Origin of the sequence: Streptomyces sp. MnatMP-M17, assembly GCF_900091995.1 — a bacterium.
Lineage (GTDB): Bacteria > Actinomycetota > Actinomycetes > Streptomycetales > Streptomycetaceae > Streptomyces.
In genome coordinates, this window is the sequence record NZ_FMDK01000857.1 from 1 (window position 1) to 5,384 (window position 5,384).

5 protein-coding genes and 1 pseudogene are annotated in these 5,384 nt (G+C 71.0%); 1 reads left to right on the plus strand and 5 read right to left on the minus strand.

The window, feature by feature from the left end; all coding sequences use genetic code 11:
• Positions 1 to 595 precede the first annotated feature (595 nt).
• Together GA0115259_RS32035 and GA0115259_RS32040 are read right to left on the minus strand one after the other, a co-directional pair.
• The gene (locus tag GA0115259_RS32035; protein WP_093603471.1) at positions 596 to 1,522 is read right to left on the minus strand and encodes a DsbA family oxidoreductase; all 927 of its coding nucleotides are present in this window, start codon (positions 1,520 to 1,522) and stop codon (positions 596 to 598) included.
• Entirely contained in the window at positions 1,519 to 2,028 is a 510-nt protein-coding gene (locus tag GA0115259_RS32040) for an RrF2 family transcriptional regulator (protein ID WP_093603473.1), read from the minus strand. Before GA0115259_RS32040 ends, GA0115259_RS32035 begins: the two co-directional genes overlap by 4 nt.
• A 193-nt stretch (positions 2,029 to 2,221) precedes the next feature.
• On the opposite strand from GA0115259_RS32040, the gene GA0115259_RS32045 reads away from it, so the two are divergent.
• Positions 2,222 to 2,788: a cupin domain-containing protein gene (locus tag GA0115259_RS32045; protein WP_176732726.1), complete on the plus strand. Its 567-nt coding sequence runs from the start codon at positions 2,222 to 2,224 to the stop codon at positions 2,786 to 2,788.
• Here the strand turns inward: GA0115259_RS32045 and GA0115259_RS32050 are convergent.
• The 3 genes and pseudogenes from GA0115259_RS32050 to GA0115259_RS32060 form a co-directional block, all read right to left on the minus strand.
• Positions 2,692 to 3,195: pseudogene (locus GA0115259_RS32050) on the minus strand (Mur ligase family protein); the annotation flags it as partial. The gene GA0115259_RS32045 and the pseudogene GA0115259_RS32050 sit on opposite strands and share 97 nt — an antisense overlap.
• A 304-nt stretch (positions 3,196 to 3,499) precedes the next feature.
• On the minus strand, positions 3,500 to 4,462 hold the full coding sequence (locus GA0115259_RS32055) for a DUF2510 domain-containing protein (protein ID WP_256098234.1): 963 nt from the start codon (positions 4,460 to 4,462) through the stop codon (positions 3,500 to 3,502).
• A gap of 231 nt (positions 4,463 to 4,693) precedes the next feature.
• A partial coding sequence (locus GA0115259_RS32060) for a carboxyl transferase domain-containing protein (RefSeq protein WP_272921239.1) occupies positions 4,694 to 5,384 on the minus strand: 691 nt, incomplete at its 5' end.

A 5,384-nucleotide genomic window follows, 5' to 3' on the forward strand; every position in this document is an offset into this window, starting at 1 on the left:
GCCACCTTTCTGGGCCGTTGTGGCGGGATGAGCTCACAACGGAGCGCGGTACCGTCCACCGCCGCGGCATTGGGGCGTGACAGCACCGGAACCGCCGACGGCGGACACGGGTGAGGAGAAGCAGCCGGCTCTCGGGCCGGGAAGGGCTCCGATACGGCTTGAGGCGTGCGGCTACGGCTGCGGCTATGGCGGGAAGTGCCACACGGAAGATCGCGCGGCGTGCCGGTCGGCGGAGGTCCGGTGTACGGGTCCACGTCCCCGGGTCACCGCTGTCGCGGCGCGGGAATCCGGAGCAGGGCCGGAGTGCCGAGGGCCCGGAAGAGCCTCAAGGGGCTCAGGGGCCGCGTCGGCGGTCGGGTCAGCGACAGAGGGCGCTGGACGTACGCCGATAGTCCACGTAGCGGCAGACCACACCAGGGTGCATCGAATGCATGCCCGTATCCTCACGGCCGGGCGCCACGCTGTCAATGGACACCTCTTGGTGTCTCATTGTCCGAGACCTTGGCGACCTGCGCTTTCATCTGCCCACGCGCGTACGACGGTTGCCGTCACGCCTCTTCGGCGCCGGTCGGACCGGTCTTTTCGGCGGCCCTCTTCAGACCGCTGCGGGACGCGTCTCGTCGGGATGCAGCCACAGCGGTCCATGGCCCGTCTCGATCCGTACGGCATCCGACGGCGGCTCCGACTCACCGGTGAGCAGGGCGAGTTCGGGTACGGTCAGACTCCGCCAGCGCTCCAGCGCCTCGCCGGGCGACCACCGTACGGGCCTGCGCGGCAGCGGCGCGGCGGCGGCCGTACGGGCGGCTTCGAGATAGGTCTCGACGGGCCGCCATCCCGGTACGCACACCCGGCCGCCCGGTCCCTCGAAAAGCAGAGTCGGCAGCGCGTAACGGCGGCGGTCGCCGACCTCCTTCGCCCGGCCCGGATGCGGTCCCGGCCCGTCGAGACCGAGCACCTCCGGAAGCGGCGCACGGGTCTCCGCCCAGTCGGAGCGGACCGCCTCCCGGGTCCGTGGGGCGGCCAGGTCGCGCAGCAGCCGGTCGGTGTCAAGGCCGGGAATGTCCCGTACGGCGCCAAGGATCCCGGCCGGTGTGTCCGCGGGCGCGCCGACGACGAACGTACTCTCGCGCAGCCGCCGCAGGACCCGCTCGGCGATCTCCGCTCCCTGCGACCTGGCGGCCGTGGCGGCAAGGGACGCGGGCCAGCTCGTACGGGTGAGCCAGTGCAGCCGGCGCGCGTACGGTGCGTGCGTATGGGCGGTGACCTCGTGGATGAACCGCTCGTACCAGCGGGCCTCGGCATCCGGGTCGGGGGCCGGATCGTCGTCCTCGTCGAAGAGGATGCCGAAGACCTGCCGCCACCGCGCGCGCGGCCCGAGCGTCTGTCTGAGCGACCGGAAGACCGGCTCGGAGCCCCAGGCCCAAGGGCAGGCGGGATCGGTGTACTCGGTGATCCGGACCAGTGGCCGAGCCACTTCCGCCGGCGGTGGACCGGCCACCGCTCCAGAAGACTCCTCGGTCATGCCGGAACCGCCGGAGAGACATCGCGGACCGAGGACCCTGGACCGGTACTCCGCGACACCACACCCTCAGCGCTCTTGGCGAAGACCGCTCCCTCAGCGCCTGCCGTACCCTCGGCGGCGAGTTCGGCGATGGTCGTGCGGCCGAGCACCGACTGCGCGGCGGCCTCGACCGCGCGCCACAGATCCGGCAGCCGCCGCGCGGCGCCGGGGTAGACGAGGCTGTCGGGCCGGGCGCCGCGCAGTGTGAGAAACTCCCCGTCGACCGCGGTCATCACCTCGGCCACACTGATCGCTGCCGGATCGCGGCCTATCCAGTAGCCGCCCTCACAGCCGCGCTGGCTGCGGACCAGACCGGCCTGCCGCAGATCCCGGAAGACCGATTTGAGAAACCGGAACGGGATGTCCTGGGCGGATGCGATGCCCTCACAGGTCAGCGGCCGTGCGCTGTCGGCGGCGAGTTCGACGAGCGCCCGCACCGCGTAGTCCGCCTTCGCCGATATCTGCATCTGCACCGTCTCCCCGCGGGTCTTCGTACCTGACGAACCGTCCGAGAACCGGGAACAGCCAGCTCGGCGGTAATGGACACATCTTGACATCCATTCTCCGCGCTCTCTACCGTCGGCGCCGAGACCTCGGCCGAGAGCTCGCCGGACCCCGGCCAGGACCTCGCCGTCCGCAGCCCCGACGAGCAGGATCTCCATGACCTCGCACATCCCGCCCACCGGACACGACGCGTTCCATCCCGATCTGCCGGACCACGACCATGACCAGGACCACGAGCACGGCACGGCGGGGAGCACGCTGCCGCCGCGGGCCCGGCTGCACCACATCCGGGCCGACGCGCTCGACGGCGACACCGCCCAGACCGGCGGGATGCGGCGCTTCGCGGCGATCAGCGGAAGCAGCGTCGGCTCCGAGCGGATCTGGATGGGCCAGACGCATGTCGCGCCCGACACCGCGTCCTCCAACCACCATCACGGCGCCTCCGAGACGGCCATCCATGTGATCAAGGGACACCCGGAGTTCGTGTTCCTCGACAACTCCGGCGGTACGCCCGAGGAGATCCGGATCCGTACCTCGCCGGGCGACTACATCTTCGTACCGCCGTACGTCCCGCACCGCGAGGAGAATCCCAGCGCCGACGAGGAGGCCGTGGTGGTGATCGCCCGCAGCACACAGGAGGCGATCGTGGTCAATCTGCCCGAGCTGTACGTCCTCGGAAGCGAACCGGACGGTGCGCCGGACAGCGAAGCGAACGCCGACTGACCCGCCGCCTGGAGGGTGAACCGCGTGCCGAACGCGTCCATGGTGAGATCGGTCGCCCGGTAGTCCGCCTCGGCGTCCAGGGCGTATGTGGTCACGGCCCCGGGCATCAGCGCAGCGATCCCGGCGCCCGCCGGATCATCGGCGTTGACCACGGCACGTCGGCAAAGCCCTTGGAACAGCCGGAGTTCGGCGTCCCGGTAGTTCTCCATCGTGCCGTGGTCGTCCAGGTGATCCTGCGTCAGATTGGTGAAGACACCGACATCGGCGAAGGCGTGGTCCACGCGGTGCGTCAACAGGCCCATGGAGGTGGCCTCCAGCACCACCGTGCCGGTCCCACGGTCGCGCATGTATCCCAGCAGATAGGCGGCTTCCGGCGGGGACACCGGGCCCGGACCTGCGCTCAGCACACCCGCGGCGGCCGAGCACAGCGCGTAAGGGGCCTGTCACAGACACTCCCTCACCGCACGTGTACACCCCATGAAGGGAGTGCACGGCCGACGGGCCTGGACGGACGCCGCTCCGGACCGCCGTACCGCGTCACCGCACACCAGAGGGCGGGCCGCACACGGCGGCCCGCCCTGGAACACCACACGAAAGCTGGAACATCACGCCGAAGCGACTGGACCGGCCACCGCCGGCCCAAGTCCGCCGCCACCGACCACCGACCACCGGTCTCGGTCGGACGATCGGACGGCTCTGCGTCTCAGACGGTCAGACTCCCTGCCCGCTGCCGCTTCCCGCACCCGCCGCGGCCTTGATGCCCTGAGTGATCTCGTCCATCACCGACAGCTTGGGCGCCTTGTCATTGATGTCGAAGCCCGAGCGCACGACGACCATCAGCCCGGAGGCGGAGGGCGAGGTGAAGGCGAGCGACTGCACATAGCCGTCGTCACCCTTGCTCGTGACGACCTTCCACCGCACCAGATAGCCCTTCTGCCCGGCGACGGTGACCGCCTCGGACTTCAGCTCCTCGTGGGAGGAGATCTTTCCGTAGATCTCGCCGCCGTAGGACTCCTCGGCATTGGCCTGGATGTCCTTCTCCGCCGCCGCCTTGGCCGTGGTGGCCTCGATCTTCATCGCCGCCGCGGGCGCGGAGAACACTCCGCCTCGGACACAGCTCTGGGACGTGTCCCCGGGACAGGAGTACTTCCCGGTGGTCACTCCGGCGCCGACCACTCCGGACTCGCCGGTCCAGCCGTCCAGGACCGGGATGCTGATCCCGCTGGCCGCGTCGGTGGCGTAACCGTCCTCGGTCTGCGGCATCCCGGGCGCATCGCTCTCGCCGCCGCCCGGCCCGCCCGGCCCATCGGGGTTCGGGGGCCGCTGTCCGGGCAGTGAGGGAGCTGCGGAAGGGACGTCGCCGGCGCGCGCCGACGCGCTGTCGTCTCCGTCGCGGCCGAGCAGATAGAAGCCTCCCGCGATGGCCATCGCCACGACCACGGCGGTGACACCGACGGCGATACGACGGCCGCGGCTCATCCGTCCGGGCGGCGGTGATACGGGATAGGGAGGCGACCCGGGATACGGAGGCGCGGTCGGCGGCGCCCACTCCGCGGTGGAGGTGGCGCGGAGTTCGTCGGTCCAGGCGGACCCGTCCCACCAGCGTTCCTGCTGGGGGCCATCGCCCGAGTGCCCAGGATCCGGATACCAGCCCGGCGGAGTTGTGTATGTCACGGTTCTTAGCCTAAGCATATTGTCTGAACGACTGGTGAGAGGCCTATGAGAATCCCAGCAGCGCACCCATCGGTCTCCGGCCGGTGCCCTTCAGCTCACTCGGTCCTGGGCCGGATCCCCGTGCGCGACTCACGCTGCCGCACCCGGTGTCCCGCCGGCATGAGCCCGGTGTCCCGTCCTTCCGGGCAGGACACCGGGACCGGGCACCGGGGCTGGGCACCGGGTCTGGGGCTACTCCACCGGCACGATCCCGCGTACAACGCCGAGCGACACCAGATCTGTTGGCCGCAAACGGAGTTGGCCGGCCGTCGCGCGTGTCTCGCCCGGGGGACGTTTGAGGATCGCCGTGGCCAGTTCGGGTGCGATGACGGAGAAGTAACTGTCGGGCGTGGCCCAGGTGTTGTCCGGCGCCGACAGCGCCAGCGCGCCACCCGAGCCGCCCTCGCCGATCAGCAGGGTGGTCAGCGGCACCCGGGCGGTGGCCATGGCCGCGAAGAGATCCGCGATGGCGCCGCCCGCTCCCATGCGCTCCGCCTCGGCGTCATTGGCCGCGCCCGGTGTGTCCACCAGCGTCAGTACGGGGACGCCCAGCCGGTCGGCGAGCCGGATCAGCCGGGCCGCGGTCCGGTAACCGGCCGGGCGGGTCGGCGTGCCGCACTGCGCGGCATACGCGACGGTCCGTCCCGCGTGGCGGCCGAAGCCGCAGAGCATTCCCGGATCCGTACCACCGCAGCGGTCGCCGACGATCGCCTCCCGCTCGGTGAAGTACGCCTCCACATAGGCCTTCGCACGAGGGCGCCCGGGAGCGCGGGCCCGTATGACCGCGTCCCATCCGGAGACGGGCGGCTCACCGTCGCCCAGACCGGCGGGCGGCGCTACGGCTTCCCCGGCGCCGTCTCCTCCCGTCAGCAGCCGCAGCCAG